The sequence below is a fragment of the Burkholderia sp. COPS genome (assembly GCF_019425585.1).
Classification (GTDB): domain Bacteria; phylum Pseudomonadota; class Gammaproteobacteria; order Burkholderiales; family Burkholderiaceae; genus Burkholderia; species Burkholderia cepacia.
On sequence record NZ_WIXR01000004.1, the window covers coordinates 1 to 20,399 of the forward strand.

Sequence of the window (20,399 nt, forward strand, 5' to 3'; positions counted from 1 at the left end):
CTTGCCGCCCTGCTGCTCGCGCTGCGGCATCGCGAGCAGCAGGGCGGCAAGGGGCAGGTCGTCGATGTCGCGCTGTACGAGTCGGTATTCAACATGATGGAAAGCCTGCTGCCCGAATACTCGGCGTTCGGTGCCGTGCGCGAGGCGGCCGGCAGCAGCCTGCCCGGCATCGCGCCGACCAACGCATATCGCTGCCGCGACGGCCGGTATGCACTGATCGCCGGGAACGGCGACAGCATCTTCCGGCGCCTGATGGAGTTGATCGGCCGGCCCGATCTCGGCAACGATCCCGCGCTCGCGCACAACGACGGGCGCGTCGCGCAGGTCGAACGCATCGACGCGGCGATCGGCGCGTGGAGCGCGCGGCACGATCTCGACGCGGTGCTGGCCGCATTGAACGACGCGCGCATCCCGTCCGGGCGCATCTACGACGTGGCCGACATCGCCGCCGATCCGCATTACCGCGCGCGCGACATGCTCGTCGATGCCGCGCTGCCCGACGGCACGCCCGTGCTCGTGCCCGGCATCGTGCCGAAGCTCGGTGCGACGCCCGGGCGCATCGAGCGCCCGGCGCCCGCGCTGGGCGCGGATACCGACGCGGTACTCGAAACGCTCGGCATCGATGCGGCGACGCGCGGCGACTGGCGCACGCGCGGCGTGATCTGAACCCGAACCAGGAGACGACGACATGAGCGCGCAACGCACACGGCTCTACATCCACGAAGTCGCGACGCGCGACGGTTTCCAGAACGAAGCGGCATTCGTCGACACCGACGACAAGATCGCGCTCGTCGACGCGCTGAGCGCCTGCGGCTACGCGAAGATCGAGGTCACGTCGTTCACGTCGCCGAGGGCGATCCCCGCGTTGCGCGACGCCGAGGCGGTGATGCACGGCATCGCGCGCGCACCGGGCGTTGTCTACACGGTGCTCGTGCCGAACGTGCGCGGTGCCGAGCGCGCGCTGTCGTGCGGCGTCGACGAAGTGAACCTCGTGATGTCGACGAGCGAAAGCCACAACCGCGCGAACCTGCGGATGACGCGCGAACAATCGTTCGCGCAACTGCGCGACGTGATCGACGCGGTACGCGGCACGGGTGTCGCCATCAACGTCTCGCTGTCGACCGCGATGGGCTGCCCGATGGAAGGGGACATCGCGGCCGAGGGCGTACTCGCGTGGATGCAGCGTTTCGCCGATCTCGGCGTGCATGGCTTCACGCTGTGCGATACGACAGGCATGGCATTTCCGTCGCAAGTGCGGGAGCTGTCGGCACGTGCGCGCGAGCGCTTCGGCGCGCTGCAGCTCACGCTGCACTTCCACAACACACGCGGGATGGCGCTTGCGAACACGCTCGCGGCACTCGACGCCGGTATCGACCGCTTCGACGCATCGCTCGGCGGCCTCGGCGGTTGCCCGTACGCGCCGGGCGCGACCGGCAACGCGTGCACCGAGGAACTCGTGCACATGCTCGAACTCGACGGCTACGATACGGGCGTCGATCTCGCGGCCGTGCTGGCCGCGTCGGCACGGCTGCCCGCGCTGATCGGCCATGACGTGCCGAGCCAGATCCTGAAGGCCGGGCGCCGCTCGGACCTTCATCCGCCGCCGCGCGCGGACGCCGGCGACATGCCCGCGCAACGCGCTTTCTCGTGAACGACCAACCGGAGCGAACCTCATGGCACTGATTGACCACCGCGACCATCTCGTGCTGACCTGCGTCGATCCCGACCGGACGACGCATTTCTACACCGAGGTGCTGCAGATGCAGCTCGAAACCTTCGGGGCCGGCCGGATCGCGTTCCGCTTCGGCAACCAGAAGATCAACCTGCACGTGCGCGGCGCGGAGTTCGAACCGAAAGCGCATGTGCCGGTGCCCGGCGCGCTCGACCTGTGCTTCATCGCGTCGGTGCCGCTCGACGATGTGATCGCGCACCTGAAGCGCGTCGAATGGCCGATCGTCGAAGGGCCCGTCGAACGCACGGGCGCGACGCGGAAGATCCGCTCGGTCTACGTGCGCGATCCCGACCTGAACCTGGTCGAGATCTCCGAGCTGATCTGACTCGATCCGACCGCCGGCGCATCGTCGGGCATCTCGTGCCATCGCGCATGCGGCCCGGATCGTACCGTTGCGGCCTCCTGCCGCGTCGATCTGCCGCCGAAAACGGACAGCCGGTTTCCGCGCTCGCCGATTCCGGATAGCCGGCCCGTGCCGCGCTGCGGATAATGCGTGCTTCGGCGACTGAGAAGCCGCCCTCGCACCGGACGCGACGCCTGCGTCCGCGCTTCCGCAACCCGACCCGAACGATTCCGATGACGATCCTCTATCGCGGCATGGACCGCGCGGCACTCGACGCCGCCTATCTGAACACGAAGGTGGTACCCGATTTCCCGGCGCTGCTGGCGTCGATGCAGGCGCGCAGCGCGGCGCTCTACGACACGACGCGCGGCCGGCGCGACCTGCGTTACGGTGCGCAGCCCGCGCAGCGATTCGACTGGCTGTCGTGCGGTCGGCCCGATGCGCCGCTGTTCGTGTTCATTCACGGCGGCTACTGGCAGCACTGCGCGAAAGAGGATTTCGCGTACGCGGCGAGCGGGCCGCTCGCACGCGGTTTCGACGTGATACTCGCCGAATACACGCTGGCGCCGGTCGCGACGATGACCGGCATCGTCGGCGAGATCGGTGCGCTGCTCGACTACCTGGCGAACGACCCCGACGCAATCGGTACCGCCGGGCGGCCGATTCACCTGGGCGGCCATTCGGCGGGCGGCCACCTGACGGCCGTGTACCGCGCGCATCCGGCCGTCGTGTCGGCGCTCGCGATCAGCCCGCTCGTCGATCTCGAACCGATCTCGCTGTGCGTCCTGAACGACAAGCTGCAGCTCAGCGCGCGCGAAGTGGACGCGTACAGCCCGTTGCGCCATGTCGGGCCCGGCGCACCGACGGTCGTTGCGGTCGGCGATGCCGAGCTGCCCGAACTCGTCCGGCAGGCACGCGACTATGCGACGGCATGCGAAGCGGCAGGCGAACGGATCGTCCACGTCGGGCTCCCCGGCATGCGGCACTTCGACGTGCTCGACGATCTCGCGAAGCCGGACGGTGCGATGCTCGCCGCGTTGCAGTCGATCGCGCCGCGCTAGGCGCCGTTTTGCGCCGTTTTGCGCCGTTTTGCGCCGTAGTGCACCGTGTCGCGAGGGGGCGGCCGGGCGTATGATCGGCGTCAGGCCGCCGCGCTGACGGCAAGCACCGGCCTGGCCTACCCAGGACCCACGACATGGTGAACCCGCTTCATTTCGATCTGCAATCGCTGCGCGTGTTCGCGCTCGTCGCCGAGCACGGCAGCCTGACGAAAGCGGCCGAGCATGGCCAGCTCACGCTGTCCGCGGTCAGCAAGCGCATCGCCGAGCTCGAAAGCGTGACGGGCAGTGCGCTGTTCGTCCGGCATGCGCGCGGTGTCGAGCTGACGCCCGCGGGACGCGCGCTGCTCGACCATGCGGCGAAGGTGATCGAGCAGGTCAACCGGATGGCGCACGAGATGAGCGACTACGTCGCCGGCGTGCGTGGCCACATCCATGTGTGGACCAACACGTCCGCGATCGTCCAGTTCCTGCCCGCCGATCTCGCGGCGTTCCTCACCGACAATCCGGGTATCAAGGTCAGCCTCGAGGAGCGTTTGAGCCACGAGATCGTCGATGCGCTCGCGTCCGGCAAGGCCGATCTCGGCGTGTTCGCCGACAACGTGCCGGCCCCCGGTATCGAACGGCGGCTGTACCGCCGCGACGAACTCGTGCTGCTCGTGCCGCGCACGCACCGGTTCGCCGCACGCGACAGCATCCGCTTCGCGGACACGCTAGACGAGGACTACGTCGGGCTCAGCGACGGCAGTTCGCTGCTCGCGCGGATGACCGACGCCGCGTTCGCGGTCGAGCGTTCGCTGAAGCTGCGGATCCAGGTATCGAATTTCGACGGCGTGAGCCGGATGATCGAGGCCGGGCTCGGGATCGGCATCCTGCCGCGCGACGCGGTGACCGGCGAGCGCGCGGCGCGGCTCGGGGTCGTGAAGCTCGACGATGCGTGGGCGACGCGCACGCTGTGGGTCGGCGTGAAGGCCGGAACCGTGCTGACGACCGATATCGCAAAGCTGTTCGATTTCATGTCGGCGCGTTGAGGCCGGCCTGCAAGCTGGCGGGAATGGTCGCGGTGCGGCTTCGGGGAAGGGCGATAGTCGGGGCGCGTTCGGCTCGCCGTCGCGGGAAGCCGATGCCGCTGCGGGAAGCCATTCGTAGCAGCCGGGCCAGACCGACCGGCGGACGACCGCGAACAGCCGGCGCGTAGTGCGGCCCGAATGCAGCCGACAGTCGCGAGCACGGCACGCGCGTTCCTGTCTGGCCCCGGCAACGCCCGTGCCTGCCGCACACGCCGGTGCCCGCACACTTCGCCGGCGCGAAGCGCATGCTTCGCCTTGTCGTCGCGGGTTCGTTCCTTGCACTATCGTTACGCCGTTCTCGCTCGTGTCGGCGATGACCGTCGGGCCGGACCAACTGCTGCCCGCCGGACGGGCGGTGTAACCGATCTCTCCGTTGAAGCCGCCCCGTTGAGCGGTCATTTTTCGCACTCGACACAATATTCCCGCGCCTGAAACGTCTTCAGGTACATGGAATCGCCACCCACTTCACGCACATGACCGACCCAGACCGCGACATCACCGCGATAGTGATGCGTGAACGAACGAGGCTGGTGAGCTTCATCCGGCGTCGGATTCGCGACCCGGACGATGCCGAGGACATCCTTCAGGACGTGTTTCACGAATTCGTCCAGGCTTACCGGCTTCCGGCGCCGATCGAACAGGCGAGCGCGTGGCTGTTCCGCGCGGCGCGCAACCGTATCGTCGACCGCTTTCGCAAGAAGAAGGAGCAGCCGCTGACCGATCTGTCCGAGGCCGACGACGACGCGGACAGCGAGTACCGGCTGGATCTCGTGCTGCCGGCGCACGATGCCGGTCCCGAAGCCGTCTACGCGCGCACGCTCCTGCTCGAAGCCTTGCAGGATGCGCTCGACGAGCTGCCGGCGAATCAGCGCGAGGTGTTTATCGCGCACGAACTGGAGGGCCGTTCCTTCAAGGAGATGGCCACGCAAAGCGGCGTTGCGCTCAATACGTTGCTCGCGCGCAAACGCTATGCGGTCTTGCATCTGCGTGCACGGCTGCAGCTCATTCATGACGAACTGGACAATATCTAGGGTCTGTTTACATATGGAACGCACATGCGAATGCCCGAAATCGCTCGTCCCCCAAGGGGACTTCCTCCGGGGCGTAGGGCAAGAAGTGAGGAGCGCCGTTTGGCCGAGCCAAACGCCCCGCAGGAAGTCCCCTTGGGGGACAAGCGACGAGCGACGCCGCCATACGGGCGATTTCGGGCATTCCCGTGGAATGAATTTTTTAATTAGGGGTTGCCACGAGAACGGCCGCTCGCCGCGTTGCGCTCCTTGCGAATACGTCAGTATTCGCGGCGTCACGCGCCTCGCGAGCGGCCGTTCTCGTGGCAACGCATGTGCGTTCCATATGTAAACAGACCCTAGAGGAGTCGACAAATGAATTTTCGAATCAGATGCGCGGGCAAGGCGGTGCTCGTCTTGATCGCCATAGGCGTGCTCGGATGGGTCGTCATGATGTTGTGGAACTGGGTGATGCCGGCGCTGTTCGTCGGTGCCCGCACGATCGATTTCGCCCGGGCGCTGGGCCTGCTCGTGTTGAGCCGCATCCTGTTCGGCGGCTTCCGCGGACACCACGGCTGGCGCGGCCGGCGCCACTGGCGCAAGTGGGAATCGATGACGCCCGAGGAACGCGAGCATTTCCGCAACGCGTGGCGCTCCGGCGGCGACCGGCCCACGGGAGCGTGAACGTGCGCGAAAAATCCACGGGCGACTGCAAACAGCAACCGGGCGTGATCGCGCCGGTCGTCGATCTGAAACGTTGCGAAGGCAAAGCGGATTGCGTTGCGGTTTGCCCTGAAAACGTGTTCGAGGTCAGACGCATCGACCCGGCCGATTACGTCGGCCTCGGCCTGATGCATCGCCTGAAGCTGCGCGTGCACGGCATGAAAGTCGCCTACACGCCGAACGCACATGCGTGCCGGTCATGCGGACTATGTGTGACCGCGTGCCCCGAGCGCGCCATCACGCTCGCCCGAATCGCATGACAACCTCCGCGTGTCGCCGATATCGAGCGGCCGCGCCGAAACCCTGGCGCAAGAGGCGCTGCCGGATACATCGTCGACGTGATCAATCTCGTCAAGGGACAAACATGGCTTCATCCACCGCCGTTCTTCTGCGACGGCTCCACGAAGAGAGCCGGACCGAAATCATCGCCCGCGCCCGCGCGCAGTTCCCGGGATCGAACGAGGAGCTTCTGTCGTTGGCAGAGGAATACGAAGCGATCGCCCCCCGTCTGCGGGGGCGGTTTCTCGAAACGTTCGGGCTGTTCACCGACGACTTCGACTCCCCGGAAGGCAGCCGGCTATCGTTGGCCGTGTCGCCGGAAACGGGCGGGTTCTTGCGCAACATGGTGCTCTCGCAACGGCCGGCCCGCATCCTCGAACTCGGCAGCTCATGCGGCGTGTCCACGCTGTATTTCGCCGACGCACTGCGCACGTTGGGCCGTGGCGTGGTCATCGCGACCGAACGCGATGCGCTCAAGTGCGCCCGATTGCGCGATCACGTCGGCACAGCGGGCCTGGATGCCCATGTCGACATCCGTGAGGGCGACGTATTCGAGACCGTTGCCGAACTGGACGGGCACTTCGACATGGTATTCATCGACGTCTGGGCCGACGCCTACCTGAAGTTGTTCACGCAGATCGAGCGCCTGCTGCGCCCGGGGTCGATCGTCCTGGCCGACAACATGTACACGGCCGAGGACGCCGTTCGACCGTACAAGCACTATCTCGATGACGATCCGCGCTTCTCGACCACGACACTGGATTTTGAATCCGGGATCGAATTCACGGTCGTCGTTTCCCGAGCGGACATGGCATCGCAGGGCGCTTGCCGAGACGGCGCGCAGTGAAGGGGAGAACCATCGATCGCCGGGCATCTCGCTTCGGATTTCGCGTGCCAGCGGTCGACGCATACGAGCGTTACGTGACCGTAACCGTAGGCGGAAAACACGTCCGCCTGCCGTGGACCGCCGGGCGACCGATACCCCGGCCATCGGCGAAGCATCAGGAACGACGCGTGAACGCGTTCCCGTGCCCCGCATCGACACACGCTCAAACCGGATTGATCTCGTCCTGGCTGCGCCGCGTCGTCAGCGGCCCGAGCACGCGCAGCGTGACGGCGACAATGCCGAGCGCAACCGAGATCACGCCAAACATCGCGCCCGCGCCGTAACCGCCGAGCACCGGCAGCAACACGAACGGCAGCGCACCGCTGACGATGCGCGACAGCGCATAGGTACTGCCGATCGCCGTCGAACGCACGCGCGCCGGAAAGATCTCCGCCTGGTACACGTGGTACGCGTTGCTGAACACGTTCGACGCGCAGGTCGTCAGGAACCCGAAGCCGACGATCAGCACGGTTTGGCCCGAGTACGCGAAACACAGCCCGAACGCCGCGATCGACAGGATCGACGCAATCACGAGCGTGCGGCGCTCGATCCAGTTGAGCAGCGGAATCGACAGCAGCGAGCCGACCGGATAGCCGATGAACGACAGCGCGATGAACAGCGTACTGTCCGTCACGTCGAAGCCGCGGCTCTTCACGACCGTGCCGGCCAGCGTGCCGAAGCCGTAATAACCGAAACCCTGGAACAGATGAAAGATCGCGAGCATCAGGTAGCGCGCGCCGTACGGTTCGCGCCGCAGCAGCGCGATACGCTCGCCGAGCCCGAGCGGCCGTTGCGGCTCGACCGGTTCCGCGAATTGCTCGGGCACGCGCACGCCGGTGCCCTCCGCGAAGCGCCGCAATGCCGCGTATGCATCGGCGGTGCGGCCCTGTGCGAGCAGCCAGCGCGGGCTTTCCGGCAGCCGGTGCTGGACGAACAGCACGTACACCGCGCCGAGGCTGCCGATCGCGAGGATGATGCGCCAGCCGGCCACGCCGCCCACGTGCAGCGGATTCAGCCACAGCGCGAGGAAACCGACGAGCGGCACCGCGACATAGGAAGTCGTATAGGCCCATGCGGCAAGCCGCCCGCGCTTTTCCTTCGGCAGGATCTCGGACAGGAAGCTGTCGGCAACCGGATAGATCGCGCCGACGCCGATGCCGGTCAGGAACCGGCACGCGACGAGCATGTCGGCGTTCACGGAAAACGCGCCGACCAGCGAGAACGCGCTGTACCACATGAGCGTCAGCAGGAAGGCCTTGCGCCGGCCGATGCGGTCGGCGAGGCTGCCGAGGCACATCGCGCCGACGAACATGCCGATGAACGCCGATGCCAGCAGCAGCTTGAAATCGGTGCTCTGCCGGCTCAGCCCGTATTCGTTCTGCAACGCGGAACCGATCGTGCTGACGAGGAAGATCTCGTACATGTCGAAAAACAGCCCGATGCCGATCACCCAGACGACGAACCGGTGCAATGCGCCGACCGGCAGGTCGTCCATGAAATCGCCGAGCGTGACGCGGCGGGCGGGGAGGGCCGACGCGGCGGCGCCAGTGCCGGCGGCGGCCGCAGGTCGTGCGGGCGCGGGTTCGCCCGTGTTGCCGCCGAGATCGAGGGAATGGCTGTTCATCGTGTCTCCTGATTATCGGTACGCCGTGGCGCGGGGCCCGGCCGTTCGCGACCGGCGCGATGCATCCGGTCGCACGACGTGGCGGCAGGCACCGCAAGCCCGTTGAAAGGGCCGGACAGGCGGGCTGTACCGATCGTCCGGCACATGGTGGGCAAATCCGCGGCACGTGATAATTGCGAATGTTTCAAGCGTCCTTTCCCGCGCAGAAAGGGTGCGGAACACGCGGCAGCCGGCATCCGTGCGAGAGGCCCGTGCAGCCTGCGTGGCGTGCGGTCGTGCACCGGAATCGCCGGCGCGCTCACGGAACCGGCTGGCCGGGAAAACCATGAGGTCCGTTGCGCGACTGCCGGCGAAACAACCGCCGGCAGTCGGGCCTTCGTGCTCAGTCGGCCGGCACGAACGCCGTCCCGTGAAACACGCGCACGGGGTTGCCGCGCTCGAGCGCAAAGTGCTGCATCCGCCGCTGCCGGCGCGCGTCGGACGCGTGACGGTCGGCCTCCTGCTGCAGTCGAACCTGCAGCAACTGCAGCGCGAGGCGCTTGTTCGCGTGCTGGCTGCGCTCGCTTTCCACGCGCACCGACAGGCCGGTCGCGACATGGGTCGCACGAATCGCCGAGCTCGTCTTGTTCACGTGCTGGCCGCCCGGCCCGCGTGCGCGCATCGCTTCGAACCGCACGTCGCCATCCGGCAGCGGCTGCGCGTCGGCGCAGCGCGTGACACCGATGAACCAGTTCTTGCGCGGATGGCGCAACCGGTACGGGCTCGCGCAGATCCATTGCAGGGTGCCCGTCCAGCGGTCCGCCAGCGCCTGCGCGCCGGCACCGTCGAGATGGAGCAGCGCCGAGCGCAGCGTGCCGGGCCGTTCACCCGGCTGCACATCGAGCACCGTGACGACGACGCGCTGCGCATCGGCTTCCGCCTGCAGGCGCCGCAACGCATTGGCCGCGGCGAGCTGGCACTCCAGCGGCCCGTGCGCGGAAGACATCTGCATCAGCATCGGCCTGCCTCCCCGGACGTCTTGTAGGTCAGCACCGGCGCGAGCCGCGCGAGCTTGCGCAGCAGGCCGGCCGCCTCGAGCGCGTCGACGACGCTGTCGATCGGCTTGTAGGCCTGCGGCGCTTCCTCGTACAGCAGTTCGCGGTCTTCGCAGACGACGTGGCTGCCGAGTGGCGTACGCGTGAGCTGCGACGGCGTGAAGCGCCGTTCGAGACGCCCCTTGCAATCGCCGCGCGCCCACTTGCGGCCCGCGCCGTGTGCAAGCGACGCGAGGCTGGCCGCATCGTCGGGCCGCACGGGGGCGACGAGATAGCTGTAGTCGCCGCGCGACCCGGGAATCACGACCGGCCCCGCATCGGCCGGCGTCGCGCCTTTGCGATGGAGCCAGCCGGGCTCGCCGTCGACGCGCGCGCGGCTCACCAGGTTGTGGTTCACGTCGAGCACGCACCGGCCGTCGCTGCGCCAGCGCGCCAGCATGCGCCGCGCGATCAGGTCGCGATTCGCGATCGCGTAGCGCAACGCCGCGTCGTGGCGCGCAAGGTATGCCGTGCATGCGGCATCCGTGTCGTCGAGCCCGTTGTAGCCGTGCTCGCGCATGTGCTGTTCGAGGATCGACTGGCCGAAACCGCGCGACCCGCTGTGCACGAGCAGCAGCAGGCGCTCGTGATCGAGGCCGAGTGCGTGGACGGCATCGGCGTCGTACACCGCGTCGATCCGCTGCGCTTCCGCGAAATGATTGCCGTTGCCGATCGTGCCGAGCGATGCCGCGAACGCGTGATCCGCGAACCCGGCGGCCGCGATGAGCGGCTGCCAGCTTGCATCGGGCGTGGCGTCGATCGAGCCGAGCCGGCTCGCGAGCTTCGACGCGCTGACGCGCCGCGCATCGAGCGCGGTTTGCCACAGCGCCATTCCGCAGCCGATATCGCCGCCGATCAGCGCCGGGTACAGCCGGCCCGTCGAAAAGAACGCGGCGCCGACCGGGTAGCCGCGTCCGGGGTGAAGATCGGGCATGCCGGCGACACGCCGCATGCCGGGGAGGGTGGCAGCGTGTTCGAGCTGCCGGATGGCCTCACCTTCGATCCAGGTGGTGGCGCAAGCGCACAAGGTGACGCGCTCGCCCAGGTATTGCATGGAATTGCCCATGGAGGTTTCCGTTCGATGAAAAGGTAGAACGGCGGGCCATGGCGCAGGCAGCGCTCGAATGCGCTGCCCGACATCGGAAGTCGGGAAGAGGGCGGCACGACCGGATCGGAACGACCCGGCTCATTGCCGTGACGGCGATACGGTGTGCTGCTGCGTGGCGTGAACGATGAAACGGACGGACGCGAAAAACCCGGACTACGACCCGCGACGGGAGGAGCGTTGGCGTGACGTCATGATGTTCTTCTCCTTGCGAGTGAGGGGTTGATCGGAATGGCGGCGACTCTAGCATGCACGCAGCGGGCGCAGCAAGCGGGCAGCACGGCGCTGCCCATCGAATCGTCGCCCGATGTGGCGAAAAACACACATATAGATATCCTGACAATGTGCGTGCCGACGGCGCGTGCGGCACGCCACAGCAGGTATTCAACGCATGCAGGCGGCCGCAACAGTGGGTTCCGACAGCGCTTGACAGTGCAAAAGCCGTTTCGTAGCATCCGCCTGCTTCATCCCTGAACCCTCATCGAACCGGTGATCCAAGTGCCCGCAAACATTCGTCCCTTCGCCTGATACGCCGACGACTGCCGTCCCGGCCGCGTGTCGTCCTGCCCGTTTCCGCCTGCCTCGCCGCGCCGGAACGTCGACTGCAGGAACGCGCCCGGACAAGCACTGACACCGCAACGCACACCAGACCGTTCGTTCACGTCGTCGGCTTTTTCCCCTGTTTCCGGAGAAAGACCATGACGCTGGAGTTTCGCGCATACGCGCAATCGCTCGACCTCGCTCGTTACCCGCGCACGCCGCATCTCGAAGGCTCGCGCCTGCAAGACGGCGACGAAGGTCGCGAACACGTTCCCTATCGCACCCTCGCGGGCGCACACATCGTCGTCGAGGAAAAACTCGACGGCGCGAACACGGGCATCAGCTTCGGCCCGGCGGGCGAACTGCTGCTGCAGTCGCGCGGCCACTATCTGGCCGGCGGCGGCCGCGAGCGGCAGTTCGGTTTCGTGAAGACGTGGGCCGCCGCCCATGCAGGCTGGCTGCTCGATCGCCTCGGCGATCGCTACGTGATGTACGGCGAGACGATGAGCAAGAAGCACGCGGTGTTCTACGACGCGCTGCCGCATCACTTCTTCGAATTCGACGTGTTCGACCGCGCGACGGGCCGTTTCCTGTCGACGGGCGCGCGTCGTGCGCTGCTTGCCGACGGGCCCGTGCTGTCGGTGCCCGTGCTGTACGAAGGCATCGCCCCGGCGCGGCTCGCCGACCTGAAGGCCCTGCTCGGCCCGTCGCTCGCGAAGACGCCTGACTGGCGTCGCGCGTTCGAGGAAACGGTGCGGCGGCAGGGGCTCGACCTCGCGCGCGCATGGCAGCAGTGCGACAAGTCGGCCCGCGCGGAAGGGCTCTACGTGAAGGTCGAGACGGACGACACGACGACCGCGCGCCTGAAGTGGGTCCGCCACGATTTCGTGCAGGCGATTCTCGAATCGGCGCGCCATCACTCGGAGCAGCCGTTCATCCCGAACCTGCTCGCGCCGGATGTCGACCTGTATGCGCCGCGCCCGACGGTCACGTGGCGATCGATCGCCACGACGCGCGCGCACCCATGAACGCGGAACGGCCGTGCGCCGTTTCGAGAGGAGTCTTGATCATGAATTACGAACAACTGCAGGCACTCGTGCCGGCGCCCGGCCGGCAGCCGGACTACCGCGCCTGCCTCGCGGCGTTTCCCGCGCTCGAACAGGCGAAGACGACACCGCAGGAGCCGGCGCATCACGGCGAAGGCGACGTGTGGACGCATACGACGATGGTGATCGATGCGCTGCTCGCGTTGCCCGGTTATCAGGCCGCATCGCGCGCCGACCAGGAAATCGTGTTCCTGGCCGCGCTGCTGCACGACATCGCGAAGTACCGCACGACGGTCGTCGATCCCGTTACCGGCGCGATCGGCCATCCCGGCCACTCGCGCAAGGGGGCGATCGATGCGCGTATCGCGCTGTGGGATGCCGGCGTGCCGTTCGCGGTGCGCGAGGCGATCTGCCGGATGATCGCCGTGCACCAGGTGCCGTTTTTCGCGATGAGCGGGTCGCGCCGCGGCACGCCCGAGTTCATCGCACGCGAACTGTCGTGGCAGGTGAGCCTGCCGCTGCTGTGCCTGCTCGCCGAAGCCGATATGCGCGGGCGCATCTGCAGCGATACGCAGCGCGTGCTCGACAACATCGAACTGTTGCGCGAACTGGCACGGGACGAGGGGTGTTATGGCCAGCCGCGCGCGTTTGCCGACGCGCACACCGCGCTCAGCTATTTTCGCGGCGCGGACGTGCATCCCGACTATCCGCTGTTCCGCACGCCGGGCTCGCGGATCGTCGTGATGTCGGGCCTGCCCGCGTCGGGCAAGAACACGTGGGTCGCGCAGCATCATCCGGAGCTGCCCGTCGTGTCGTTCGACGATGCACGCGATGCGTTGGGGCTGCGCCATGGCCAGAACGAGGGCGCCGTCGCGCACCGTGCGGTCGACGCCGCGAAAGCGCTGTTGCGGGAGAAGCGGCCGTTCGTGTGGAACGCGACGAACCTGTCGCCGCTGATGCGCAAGAAGACGCTCGACCTGCTGTTCGCGTACGGCGCCGACGTGACGCTCGTCTATCTCGAGCGGCCGCGCGCGGAGCTGTTGCGCCGCAACGCGCGGCGCGACACGTCGCTGACGAACCGCGCGCTCGAGGCGATGCTGCCGCGCTGGGATCCGCCGCTGTCCACCGAAGCGCACGCGGTGAGGTACGAAGTCTGATGCGGCAACGTCGCGACAAATGTCACCGCCCGAGCCGGTACACCGCCCATCATGGCGGCATACCGGCTCGCATCATTTCAGCGCGGGATTCTGCCGCGTCGCACATGCTCGCAACGCGGTGACGAGATCGGGCTGGCCGAGCTTCTCGAACAGGTCGGCCATTTCCATCTGCGCGACCGGATCGCCTTCGCGCGCCGCGCGCCAGCGCAGCGACGCGATCATCCCGCTCATGCCTTCGCCGGGCGTTTCGCCGTCGTAGCCCGACATCGCCTGCAAGACGTCCGCGAGCTTGTTGTAGCCGGCCGGCACGTGATGTACGAGCAGCCACGCAATCGCCGGCTGCGCGCCTTCCCAATCCTCGTCGTCGAGCGAACTGCTCGCAAGGCGCGCGGCCGCGCGCCACGAACCGAGCGATGCGGCCTTCGCGTAGGCCTTGTCGGCGTCGCGCCCGCGCGACGACGGCGCCGCGTCGAACGCGGCCTGCGCTTCGGCCGACGGCGGCGGCAGCGCGAGCTTCGTGCAGCTGAATGAGCCGGCATCCGGTGCGTTGCCGGGCAGGCCGGCCCAGCGCGCCTGGTCCTTCAGCGCGCGATCGAGCGTGGGCCGCACGTCGCTTTCCTTCATCGACGCGAACACCCAGTCGGTACGGACATGGCGCGCGGCGTCCCAGTCGCTTTCGGCGGCGGCATGTTGCGCGAACGCGAGGCAGGCCGCCACGCAGCCGATGCGGAACAGGTTTCGGACAGGAGATTTCATCGCCGATCGCACCTCAACTCGCCACGATGATGAAGGTGGTGAGCGCGATCGGAAACAGCGCGAGGCCGAGCAGGCCCAACGCGCCATCGGCCGCCATCGCGATCGGCGACAAGGCCAGCTTCGCGCCGCGGCCGACAGCCGTCAGCTTGTCCGTCACCGTGACCTCGTACGGACGATTGAACGCCTGCGGAACCGACGAAGACGTGACATCGTTCGGCAGATAGCGCTTGCCGCTGATCCTGCCTTCCGACTCCAGATAGGCGCCGTCCTTCTTGAAACCGTCCGCGAGCGCACGCTCGCGCACGTCGGAGCCGGTCGGCGCATCCGCGTAGTCCAGCCGCATCGTGTATTGACCTGTGATCGCGTCGCCGTGCGCCTCGAAATCGCTGAACGCCGTGTGAATCTTGGGGCGATAGGGGGCGTTGAGCACCGTCGCAAGGCTCGGCGGCATCTCGAAGATGTAGTGATACTTCTTGCCGAGCACGACGAGCTGTTTGCCGTCCGCGGTAATCAGGAACGTCGACAAGGTTTCGTCGTATTTCGAATCGCTCATCCACGCCTTGGTGACGGGGCCGAAATTGGAGCAGCCGGCAAGCATGCCGGACGCCGCCACAGCGGGCAGCGCGAGAAATGTTCTTCTTTTCATGAGTGCTGGTTGGTTGTGGTTCGTTATTCAGCGGTACCGCTTGAATGTCGGACGCCGCGTTCGATGAACGCGGCACCCTGACGGCCGTTCGTGCGGTTTCTGCGCCTGCGCATTGTAGGGCCAAAGCGGCAAGTGCAGTGTCCCCGGAGCCGGGCATCGCGTCGGTGTGCGGTAGACTGCTCGCTCGCTTGACCGCCGCCCATTACACGGCCGTTCGCACCCGGCCCGCTCAAACCATGGATCGAATCGACGCGATGAAAGTGTTCGTCGCCACGCTGGACGAAGGCAGCCTCGCGGGCGCGGGCCGCAAGCTCGGCCGGTCGCCGGCGGCGGTCAGCCGCGCGATCGCGTTTCTCGAAGCGCACACGGGCACCGCGCTGCTGTACCGCACGACCCGGACGATCCGGCTCAGCGAAGCCGGCGAACGCTACGCCGCCGCGTGCCGCCGCATCCTGTCCGACCTCGAGGAAGCCGACATGCTGGTCGCCGACGAACGCTCGGCGCCGCGCGGCATGCTGACCGTCACCGCGCCGGTCGCCGCGGGCGAGGACGTGCTGCGCGCGCTGCTCGACGAATTCATCGAACGCCATCCCGCCGTGTCGATCCGCCTGCAGTTGCTCGACCGTCCCGTCAGCCTGATCGACGAAGGCATGGACGTCGCGCTACGGATCGCGCACCTGAGCGATTCGACGCTGGTCGCGATTCCGGTCGGCGCGGTGCGGCGGGTCGTCGTGGCGTCGCCCGATTACCTGGCCAGACATCCGGCTATCGAGACGCCGGCCGATCTCGCCCGGCACCAGATCATCTCGATGACGCATTTCGGCCTCGATTCGTGGAGCTTCCCGCCGTCCGCGCCGGCGGCGCTGCCGCAGGTCGTCCAGTTCGCGCCGCGCTTCATCATCAACACGATCCGCGGCGCGGTCGCGTCGGCCGTCGCCGGCCACGGCGTCAAGCGGCTCTTTTCCTATCACGTCGCCGAACCGGTGCGGGACGGCACGCTGCGGATCGTGCTGCGCGACAGCGAACACGCGCCGTTGCCGATCCATCTCGTCACACCTTACGGTCGCCTTTCCGTACCGAAGGTGCGTGCGTTCGTCGATTTCGCGGCGCCGCGCCTGCGCGAGCACTTCGCGCGGCTGGCGGCCATCACCGACGGCGATTGAACCGGGATGCGGAAGAATGGCTTTCGAGTGACGGCGATTCACTCGACAATCGGCTCAATCTAGACTTCCTTCAACCCACGGACGCGCAGGGCGCCCGTTCAGCGAATGGAGGTCAACATGGATCGAGCGCTTTCCAGCCGGCCCCGCGCCGGTGCGTTCGGCGCGCGCCGCGCCGGGTCCGGCATCGGCATGGCGCGTTTCGCCTTCCTGCCGTTGCCGGCGAATATCGTCGCGCAAGGGTTTGCCGCACCGATGACCGCGACGGCGAGGGCGCAATGAGCACGATCTCGCAGGCCCCCGCCGCGGCACGGGCCGAACGGCCCGCCGCCGGCTACGCCGAACGCAACGCGCGCTACTGGCGGCGCAATCTCGCCGTCTGCGTGTTCGGGTCGTTCACGACGCTCGTCAGCCTGAGCATGCTGCTGCCGTTCCTGCCGCTGTACGTGCGGCAACTCGGCGTCGACGCGCAGTCGGCCGTGATCCAGTGGTCGGGCGTCGCGTTCGGCGCGACGTTTCTCGGCACGGCCGTCACCGCGCCGCTGTGGGGCCGGCTCGCGGACCGCTTCGGCCGCAAGCCGATGCTCGTGCGCGCGGCGATCGGCATGGCGATCGTGATGTCGCTGATCGGCGTCGCGCACGACGTGGTCGAACTCATCGTGCTGCGGCTGCTCGCGGGGCTCGTCGGCGGTTACGCGTCGGCATCGACCGTGATGGTCGGCACGCAGGCGCCGCGCGAACGCGCGGGCTGGGCGCTCGGCATCCTGTCGACCGGCGCGCTCGCGGGCAACCTGGTCGGGCCGCTCGTCGGCGGGCTGCTGCCGGGCTGGCTCGGCATTCGCGGCACCTTCTTCGCCGGTGGCGCGATGATCGCCGTCGCCGCGCTGCTGACGATCTTCGTCGTGAAGGAGGATTTCCACGCGGGCACCGACGCGAAACCGCGCACCGCGAGCGCGACGGCCGGCACGTCGCGCGGCACGGATCGTGCGGCGGTGGCCGCGCTGCTGGTGACGGCGATGATGGTGCTGCTCGCGAACATGTCGATCGAGCCGATCATCACCGTCTATATCGGCGGCCTCGGCGTCGGCGGCGATCATCTCGCGCGTGTCGCCGGCGTCGTGATGGCGTGCTCGGCGCTCGGCAGCATGCTGACGGCCGCCCGGCTCGGCGCGCTGGCCGACCGGATCGGCAGCTGGAACGTGATCATCGGCTGCCTGTTGCTGACCGCGCTCGCGATGGTGCCGCAGGCGTTCGTCACGCACTGGTGGCAGCTCGCCGCGCTGCGCGCGCTGATGGGCATGACCCTCGCGGGGTTGCTGCCGTCGATCGGCAAGCTCGTGCGGCAATCGGTCGACGAGCGTGCGACCGGGCAGATGCTCGGTTACCTGCAGTCCGCCCAGTTCAGCGGGCAGGTGATCGGGCCGGTGATCGGCGGGCAGATCGGCGTCGCGCTCGGGCTGCATTCGGTGTTCTTCGTGACGGGTGCGCTGCTGGCGGCTTGCGCGGGGCTCGCGCATTGGGCGCGCGGCCGATAGCCGTTGGCCGCTGGCCCGCGGGTCACGGGCGGGCGTAGCATGAGCGCAGCAGCAGGTGCCGCGCCGCGCAACGCGCGATGCCGTACACCGTCGCTGCGAAGGCAAACACCGCATCGCACGGCTGCGCGCCTTTTTCGACAGAACTTTCATGCGACCGGCTGCGCGCAAGGCACGATCCACGCGCACCGGTCCGAACCCGACCCACGCTTCGGCCCGCATCCGGTCGAAGCATTTCGATTGCGGATCTTGCAGGAGGCCAGCGACATGAATCAATCGACCGACAACCGGACGCTGTTGCGCACACTCGGCGTGCGCATACCGATCGTCCAGGCGCCGATGGCCGGCGTCAGCACGCCGGCGCTGGCGGCCGCCGTGTCGAATGCGGGCGGGCTCGGCTCGCTCGGCGTGGGTGCGACGAACGCCGACGGCGCCCGCAAGATGATCCGCGACACGCGCGCGCTCACCGACCGGCCGTTCAACATCAACGTGTTCTGCCACCAGCCGGCGCGCGCCGACGCGGCCGTCGAACGCGCGTGGCTCGACTGGCTCGCGCCGGCGTTCCGCGAATACGGCGCGACGCCGCCCGCCTCGCTGTCGGAGATCTATACGAGTTTCGTCGCGGACGACGCGATGCAGGCGCTGCTCGTCGAAGAGAAGCCGGCCGTCGTCAGCTTCCATTTCGGGCTGCCGTCCGCGGACGTGATCGATGCGCTGAAGCGCGCGGGCGTCACGCTGTTCGCGGCCGCGACGAATCTCGACGAGGCGCACCGGATCGCCGCCGCCGGCATCGACGCGATCGTCGCGCAGGGCGTCGAAGCGGGTGGCCACCGTGGCGTGTTCGATTCGACCGCCCATGACGACCGCCTCGGCACGTTCGCGCTCACGCGCCTGATCGTGCGCGAATGCGCGCGGCCGGTGATCGCCGCCGGCGGCATCATGGACGGCGAGGGCATCGCCGCCGCGCTCGCGCTCGGCGCGCAGGCCGCGCAGCTCGGCACGGCGTTCGTCGCGTGCCCGGAGACATCGATCGACGACGGTTATCGCCGCGCGCTGCTGAGCGACGCCGCACGGCGCACGACGTTCACGGCCGCGATCTCCGGCCGGATCGCGCGCGGCATCGCGAACCGGCTGACCACGCTCGGCGACGACCCGCAGGCGCCGGCCACGCCCGCGTACCCGATCGCCTACGACGCCGGCAAGGCGCTGCATGCAGCCGCGAAGGCAAAGGGCGAATTCGGCTACGGCGCGCAGTGGGCCGGGCAGGCGGCGCCGCTCGTGCGGCAGTTGCCGGCGGCCGAGCTGTTCGCCGCGCTCGAACGCGAGACGCGGGCGGCGATCGAGCGGATACAGCACGTGCTGGATTGATCGCACGATCCGCGCTCCACGCGCGGCGGCCGCATGCGCATGCCGGCGATCGGAGCACGCAACGCGATTGCCCGCCGCCGATTTGAAACGTCCTGTATCTGCGCGAGCCGCGGATACATCGCGATACATCGCGGGTTCGGGCGTCCGCTATAAAGCAGGCATGACCTCTTCTGGAGTGCACCATGTCTGCCACCTGGCTCAAAGGGTCCTGCCATTGCGGGGCCGTCAGATTCGAAGTCCGGGCCGCCGTGACACCGGCGGTTCGCTGCAACTGCAGCCTGTGCCGCCGGCGCGGCGCGCTGATGAGCCCGATGTTCGCCGCGAGTGAACTGAAGATCGTCGAAGGCGAGGGCGCGCTGACGTGCTACCGCTTCAACACACACACGGCGCGCCACTATTTCTGCAGCCATTGCGGCGTCTATCCGTTCCATCAGACCCGCAAGGACCCGGCCTGCTGGCGCGTCAATCTCGGCTGCCTCGACGGTATCGACCCGTATGCGCTCGACGCGACGGTCGCCGACGGCGCGAGCCTTCCGGTCGTGGAGGACGCATGAAACGCTGGCTGATGATCCTGCTGTTTGCGGCAGGCGGGGTCGCGACCGAAATCGCGCATCCGGTGCAATGCACGCTGCTGTCGGCCAGCCGCGTGCAGACCGGCAAGCGCCGCACGCCGGATTGACGGCGCGCGGCGGCCGTTGGTTCATCGAGACCGATTTACCATGCTTCCGATAAGATCGCACGCGATATATAATGCGTCCATCTGCGGCCGTTCGCGTCGCTGGAGGACGTTCATGAAACCGACCGAAGCACCATCCGCCGCCGCGCCGAAGCTGTCCGAGTTCCTGTGCTTCGCGATCTACTCGACGAACCTCGCGTTCGGCAAGGCCTACAAGCCGATCCTCGAGGAGCTGGGGCTCACGTACACGCAATACATCACGATCATTGCGCTGTGGGAGCAGGACAACCAGACGGTCGGCCAGCTCGGCGAGAAGCTGTTCCTCGAATCCAATACGCTGACGCCGATCCTGAAGAAGCTCGAGGCAATGGGCTACCTGGAGCGGCATCGCGATCCGTCGGACGAGCGCCAGGTGCTCGTCAGCCTGACGAAGAGCGGGCGCCGCGTGCGCGAGAAGGGGCTCGACATGAACCTGGTCGAGGCCACCGGGCTGAAGCCGGACGAATTCGCGAAGATGCAGAAGGCGATCGTCACGCTGCGCGGCAACCTGATCCAGTCGATCGACGAATAAGCCCACGGGCTACCGGCGGCCGGCACGTGCATCGTGCCGGCCGCGTC

General features: G+C 67.8%; 23 protein-coding genes. 18 read left to right on the plus strand and 5 right to left on the minus strand.

Features of this window, described 5'->3' with window-relative positions; all coding sequences use genetic code 11:
* From FOZ70_RS02675 to FOZ70_RS02715, 9 genes are all read left to right on the plus strand, one after another.
* On the plus strand, positions 1-666 hold a 666-nt coding region (locus FOZ70_RS02675; protein WP_219704895.1), incomplete at its 5' end, for a CoA transferase.
* 22 nt (positions 667-688) lie between these two features.
* Entirely contained in the window at positions 689-1,651 is a 963-nt protein-coding gene (locus FOZ70_RS02680) for a hydroxymethylglutaryl-CoA lyase (RefSeq protein ID WP_060221777.1), read from the plus strand.
* Positions 1,652-1,673: 22 nt separating this feature from the next.
* Entirely contained in the window at positions 1,674-2,057 is a 384-nt protein-coding gene (locus FOZ70_RS02685; RefSeq protein WP_219704896.1) for a VOC family protein, read from the plus strand.
* A gap of 251 nt (positions 2,058-2,308) precedes the next feature.
* Complete coding sequence (locus FOZ70_RS02690) at positions 2,309-3,136, plus strand: alpha/beta hydrolase (RefSeq protein ID WP_021159619.1); 828 nt, start codon at positions 2,309-2,311, stop codon at positions 3,134-3,136.
* 134 nt (positions 3,137-3,270) lie between these two features.
* The gene (locus FOZ70_RS02695) at positions 3,271-4,164 is read left to right on the plus strand and encodes a LysR family transcriptional regulator (protein WP_021159618.1); all 894 of its coding nucleotides are present in this window, start codon (positions 3,271-3,273) and stop codon (positions 4,162-4,164) included.
* Between the two features lie 512 nt (positions 4,165-4,676).
* On the plus strand, positions 4,677-5,234 hold the full coding sequence (locus tag FOZ70_RS02700) for a sigma-70 family RNA polymerase sigma factor (protein WP_059588277.1): 558 nt from the start codon (positions 4,677-4,679) through the stop codon (positions 5,232-5,234).
* Positions 5,235-5,585: 351 nt separating this feature from the next.
* Positions 5,586-5,894: a hypothetical protein gene (locus tag FOZ70_RS02705; protein WP_021159616.1), complete on the plus strand. Its 309-nt coding sequence runs from the start codon at positions 5,586-5,588 to the stop codon at positions 5,892-5,894.
* Positions 5,895-5,896: 2 nt separating this feature from the next.
* Positions 5,897-6,193: a 4Fe-4S binding protein gene (locus tag FOZ70_RS02710; protein WP_059488551.1), complete on the plus strand. Its 297-nt coding sequence runs from the start codon at positions 5,897-5,899 to the stop codon at positions 6,191-6,193.
* A gap of 104 nt (positions 6,194-6,297) precedes the next feature.
* Positions 6,298-7,059, plus strand: a complete 762-nt coding sequence (locus FOZ70_RS02715) for a class I SAM-dependent methyltransferase (protein ID WP_219704897.1) — start codon at positions 6,298-6,300, stop codon at positions 7,057-7,059.
* Positions 7,060-7,261: 202 nt separating this feature from the next.
* Here the strand turns inward: FOZ70_RS02715 and FOZ70_RS02720 are convergent, their stop codons facing one another.
* The 3 genes from FOZ70_RS02720 to FOZ70_RS02730 form a co-directional block, all read right to left on the minus strand.
* Complete coding sequence (locus tag FOZ70_RS02720; RefSeq protein WP_219704898.1) at positions 7,262-8,722, minus strand: MFS transporter; 1,461 nt, start codon at positions 8,720-8,722, stop codon at positions 7,262-7,264.
* Positions 8,723-9,104: 382 nt separating this feature from the next.
* Complete coding sequence (gene prfH, locus FOZ70_RS02725) at positions 9,105-9,719, minus strand: peptide chain release factor H (RefSeq protein WP_219704899.1); 615 nt, start codon at positions 9,717-9,719, stop codon at positions 9,105-9,107.
* Positions 9,713-10,861 (minus strand): RNA ligase RtcB family protein, encoded by a 1,149-nt coding sequence (locus FOZ70_RS02730; RefSeq protein ID WP_219704900.1) that lies wholly within the window; start codon positions 10,859-10,861, stop codon positions 9,713-9,715. Before FOZ70_RS02730 ends, prfH begins: the two co-directional genes overlap by 7 nt.
* Positions 10,862-11,598: 737 nt before the next feature.
* Between FOZ70_RS02730 and FOZ70_RS02735 the strand changes: the two genes are divergently transcribed.
* Positions 11,599-12,468: an RNA ligase family protein gene (locus FOZ70_RS02735; protein WP_219704901.1), complete on the plus strand. Its 870-nt coding sequence runs from the start codon at positions 11,599-11,601 to the stop codon at positions 12,466-12,468.
* 41 nt (positions 12,469-12,509) lie between these two features.
* Positions 12,510-13,643, plus strand: coding sequence for an AAA family ATPase (locus tag FOZ70_RS02740; RefSeq protein WP_219704902.1), 1,134 nt, complete (start codon positions 12,510-12,512; stop codon positions 13,641-13,643).
* Between the two features lie 72 nt (positions 13,644-13,715).
* On the opposite strand, the gene FOZ70_RS02745 is transcribed toward FOZ70_RS02740, so the two are convergent.
* Both FOZ70_RS02745 and FOZ70_RS02750 read right to left on the minus strand, forming a co-directional pair.
* Entirely contained in the window at positions 13,716-14,399 is a 684-nt protein-coding gene (locus FOZ70_RS02745) for a hypothetical protein (protein WP_219704903.1), read from the minus strand.
* A 13-nt stretch (positions 14,400-14,412) separates the two neighbouring features.
* The gene (locus tag FOZ70_RS02750; protein ID WP_027787377.1) at positions 14,413-15,045 is read right to left on the minus strand and encodes a hypothetical protein; all 633 of its coding nucleotides are present in this window, start codon (positions 15,043-15,045) and stop codon (positions 14,413-14,415) included.
* 236 nt (positions 15,046-15,281) lie between these two features.
* Here FOZ70_RS02750 and FOZ70_RS02755 point away from each other — a divergent pair, with 236 nt between their 5' ends.
* From FOZ70_RS02755 to FOZ70_RS02780, 7 genes are all read left to right on the plus strand, one after another.
* Entirely contained in the window at positions 15,282-16,208 is a 927-nt protein-coding gene (locus tag FOZ70_RS02755) for a LysR family transcriptional regulator (RefSeq protein ID WP_219704958.1), read from the plus strand.
* A 117-nt stretch (positions 16,209-16,325) separates the two neighbouring features.
* A complete protein-coding gene (locus FOZ70_RS02760) occupies positions 16,326-16,487 on the plus strand; it encodes a hypothetical protein (RefSeq protein ID WP_021159604.1) in 162 nt (53 codons plus the stop codon).
* A complete protein-coding gene (locus FOZ70_RS02765; protein ID WP_219704904.1) occupies positions 16,484-17,740 on the plus strand; it encodes an MFS transporter in 1,257 nt (418 codons plus the stop codon). The genes FOZ70_RS02760 and FOZ70_RS02765 overlap by 4 nt, the downstream gene beginning before the upstream one ends.
* Before the next feature lie 264 nt (positions 17,741-18,004).
* Positions 18,005-19,105, plus strand: coding sequence for a nitronate monooxygenase (locus FOZ70_RS02770; RefSeq protein WP_219704905.1), 1,101 nt, complete (start codon positions 18,005-18,007; stop codon positions 19,103-19,105).
* A 182-nt stretch (positions 19,106-19,287) separates the two neighbouring features.
* Positions 19,288-19,659 carry a GFA family protein gene (locus tag FOZ70_RS02775; protein ID WP_219704906.1) on the plus strand — a complete coding sequence of 124 codons (372 nt, stop codon included), beginning with the start codon at positions 19,288-19,290 and terminating at the stop codon, positions 19,657-19,659.
* Positions 19,656-19,784 carry a hypothetical protein gene (locus FOZ70_RS37925; RefSeq protein WP_021159600.1) on the plus strand — a complete coding sequence of 43 codons (129 nt, stop codon included), beginning with the start codon at positions 19,656-19,658 and terminating at the stop codon, positions 19,782-19,784. Before FOZ70_RS02775 ends, FOZ70_RS37925 begins: the two co-directional genes overlap by 4 nt.
* A 112-nt stretch (positions 19,785-19,896) precedes the next feature.
* The gene (locus FOZ70_RS02780; protein ID WP_059488497.1) at positions 19,897-20,352 is read left to right on the plus strand and encodes a MarR family transcriptional regulator; all 456 of its coding nucleotides are present in this window, start codon (positions 19,897-19,899) and stop codon (positions 20,350-20,352) included.
* The last annotated feature ends 47 nt before the right edge of the window (positions 20,353-20,399 follow it).

Coding starts and splice junctions, on each gene's coding strand:
- FOZ70_RS02705 (WP_021159616.1), top strand. CDS start 5,586: ATGAATTTTCGAATCAGATGCGCGGGCAAGGCGGTGCTCGTCTTGATC.
- FOZ70_RS02755 (WP_219704958.1), top strand. CDS start 15,282: ATGGATCGAATCGACGCGATGAAAGTGTTCGTCGCCACGCTGGACGAA.
- FOZ70_RS02730 (WP_219704900.1), bottom strand. CDS start 10,861: ATGGGCAATTCCATGCAATACCTGGGCGAGCGCGTCACCTTGTGCGCT.
- FOZ70_RS37925 (WP_021159600.1), top strand. CDS start 19,656: ATGAAACGCTGGCTGATGATCCTGCTGTTTGCGGCAGGCGGGGTCGCG.
- FOZ70_RS02700 (WP_059588277.1), top strand. CDS start 4,677: ATGACCGACCCAGACCGCGACATCACCGCGATAGTGATGCGTGAACGA.
- FOZ70_RS02715 (WP_219704897.1), top strand. CDS start 6,298: ATGGCTTCATCCACCGCCGTTCTTCTGCGACGGCTCCACGAAGAGAGC.
- FOZ70_RS02745 (WP_219704903.1), bottom strand. CDS start 14,399: ATGAAATCTCCTGTCCGAAACCTGTTCCGCATCGGCTGCGTGGCGGCC.
- FOZ70_RS02720 (WP_219704898.1), bottom strand. CDS start 8,722: ATGAACAGCCATTCCCTCGATCTCGGCGGCAACACGGGCGAACCCGCG.
- FOZ70_RS02740 (WP_219704902.1), top strand. CDS start 12,510: ATGAATTACGAACAACTGCAGGCACTCGTGCCGGCGCCCGGCCGGCAG.
- FOZ70_RS02685 (WP_219704896.1), top strand. CDS start 1,674: ATGGCACTGATTGACCACCGCGACCATCTCGTGCTGACCTGCGTCGAT.
- FOZ70_RS02780 (WP_059488497.1), top strand. CDS start 19,897: ATGAAACCGACCGAAGCACCATCCGCCGCCGCGCCGAAGCTGTCCGAG.
- FOZ70_RS02760 (WP_021159604.1), top strand. CDS start 16,326: ATGGATCGAGCGCTTTCCAGCCGGCCCCGCGCCGGTGCGTTCGGCGCG.
- FOZ70_RS02680 (WP_060221777.1), top strand. CDS start 689: ATGAGCGCGCAACGCACACGGCTCTACATCCACGAAGTCGCGACGCGC.
- FOZ70_RS02775 (WP_219704906.1), top strand. CDS start 19,288: ATGTCTGCCACCTGGCTCAAAGGGTCCTGCCATTGCGGGGCCGTCAGA.
- FOZ70_RS02690 (WP_021159619.1), top strand. CDS start 2,309: ATGACGATCCTCTATCGCGGCATGGACCGCGCGGCACTCGACGCCGCC.
- FOZ70_RS02765 (WP_219704904.1), top strand. CDS start 16,484: ATGAGCACGATCTCGCAGGCCCCCGCCGCGGCACGGGCCGAACGGCCC.
- prfH (WP_219704899.1), bottom strand. CDS start 9,719: ATGCTGATGCAGATGTCTTCCGCGCACGGGCCGCTGGAGTGCCAGCTC.
- FOZ70_RS02695 (WP_021159618.1), top strand. CDS start 3,271: ATGGTGAACCCGCTTCATTTCGATCTGCAATCGCTGCGCGTGTTCGCG.
- FOZ70_RS02735 (WP_219704901.1), top strand. CDS start 11,599: ATGACGCTGGAGTTTCGCGCATACGCGCAATCGCTCGACCTCGCTCGT.
- FOZ70_RS02750 (WP_027787377.1), bottom strand. CDS start 15,045: ATGAAAAGAAGAACATTTCTCGCGCTGCCCGCTGTGGCGGCGTCCGGC.
- FOZ70_RS02770 (WP_219704905.1), top strand. CDS start 18,005: ATGAATCAATCGACCGACAACCGGACGCTGTTGCGCACACTCGGCGTG.